2 protein-coding genes are annotated in these 1,680 nt (G+C 46.8%); both read right to left on the bottom strand.

Annotated elements, in window-relative coordinates; translation table 11 throughout:
- Window positions 1-600: 600 nt before the first annotated feature.
- Window positions 601-1,152 carry a transposase gene (locus E5S67_RS34320; protein WP_339382821.1) on the bottom strand — a complete coding sequence of 184 codons (552 nt, stop codon included), beginning with the start codon at window positions 1,150-1,152 and terminating at the stop codon, window positions 601-603.
- A 22-nt stretch (window positions 1,153-1,174) separates the two neighbouring features.
- Window positions 1,175-1,516 (bottom strand): transposase, encoded by a 342-nt coding sequence (locus E5S67_RS34315; protein ID WP_281363615.1) that lies wholly within the window; start codon window positions 1,514-1,516, stop codon window positions 1,175-1,177.
- Window positions 1,517-1,680 lie beyond the last annotated feature (164 nt).

The raw sequence follows: 1,680 nt of genomic DNA, 5'->3' as shown, positions 1-1,680 counted from the left end.
TATCTTTTAGGGCTTGCACCCAAGGCGGCGTAAAGGCTCTAATCCCCTAACCCATACAGGCTAGTTTCGTAGAAACGAACCGCACGAACCGGACGTGACACTTTCGCGTCATCCGGCTCCTCTGTATTTTGACCCTTGATATGGGTACTTCCAACAGGGGACTTGATACCCATTGTTGTTTTTGTGTCGTGACGATGCCTGTGGAGTAATTGAATGTTGTTGTAGTTATCTTTTCCGCCTTGTGACTGGAGTTTAGACTAAGAAAAGCTGGCTCAGCTAGAAACTGAGGCAGAAAAAATCTATTGTGCAGCTAAATATATGTGATTAAGAAGTCAAATTTCGATGATTTTGGAACTGACCCCGACCCTTTTTCACTACTGGATAGCGAATGCGCCCTATTCGGGATTGACCAGTCGGCCAACCAGGGGATTTTCCCCGTGGTTTTGGTGCAAGAGCCGGAGTGCCAATCTTAACTAAAAGTGGGAAAAGCGATTGAGCCACCCGTCCTGGAGTCAAATTAGTCAGAGGTTTTTGCCCGCAGCAAGTGATAGTCTCGAACTAAATCTTGAGCCAACCAGAACTGCCAAGTTAACAGAGGCATCAAATCGCTCCAACGGTCACATTGTTCGCTTGGTGCTGAGATGGGGTAGAGTCCAATGTAATGTTTGCTTGGCTCTGGCGATACCAATGCTCAATGGCAAAGCGGCGCAAATAGTCCATCCAGACTACTTCAAGAGAACAAGAATTCTCACCTTCACCTATCCATGCTAACCATAAAGGTTTAACCTGACGACAATTACTACCGAGAGCTTTTCGCTCTACCAAGATCAATGTCATCGGATGTTGAGCACTAGAACGAAAGTGTAAGTTATCCCACCTTCTGATTTGTAATTGTCCTAGCTTTGGGTCATCTAATTCTACCATCTCCTCAGCAGCCCACCAAGTTTGGGGGTCATTGAGCTGAAATTTCTTCCCGTGACTACGGGGGCGCCCTCGACCAGAATAAGCTGGTGGGGCAGAGTATACACAGCGATTAGAACGCAGCCGGATTAACTTGTCGGCTTTGAGATGGGCAGTCTGCAAAACTAAACTGGCACAGCCATATTCCCGGTCAAATAATACTAATGGTCGTTGTGGCAACCCTGCTATCACTTGTTCTAACTGCCATGCCGCTTTACTGATGGGTGTATCCTTTCCTGGTGATTCGTTCGTGTCTTAAGGGTAAAGCCCAACTCCCTTGCGCTTCGGGTATCCAAGCAATTGTGCTGTAGCCCAAGCCGATTGCTATCGGTTTATTGCCATGAATTGCAGTGGCTTGATGTTCATAGGTACGCTCCCTCAAGGTTGGTGCATCTGGTCTCGCCCACGCGGTGTGGTCTACTGCTAAGATTGGTCTCTCTACTCCTGACATCTGCTGAAAATACAGTTTCATTAATTGCTCTCGGTCTGGCTGAGAGTCCTGTAAGGCTTCCGACACGCTTGACCATTTTCTTCGGAACAATGGGTTGAGTGCCATCTCTGTTAAACTGAAGTTCCCCCATTGACAAAAGGCGTATTGATGGGGTAGCAAGCTTTTGAAAGATTTAGGTTGCGGTTTTACTGGGTACAAATTAGGGGAACACCCAGCAAATCCAAAGCTTTTTGTTGCACGATTGTCGGTTGAGTAATCTTGTCAAAAAC

It is taken from the genome of Microcoleus asticus IPMA8 (genome assembly GCF_013179805.1).
GTDB lineage: Bacteria > Cyanobacteriota > Cyanobacteriia > Cyanobacteriales > Microcoleaceae > Microcoleus > Microcoleus asticus.
The sequence above is the reverse complement of the archived record's forward strand: the minus strand, read 5'-3'. Positions and strand labels throughout refer to the sequence as shown.

What these genes read in the sequence shown, in the direction of transcription:
- E5S67_RS34315 (WP_281363615.1), bottom strand. Translation starts at nt 1,516, where the DNA reads ATGGCACTCAACCCATTGTTCCGAAGAAAATGGTCAAGCGTGTCGGAA.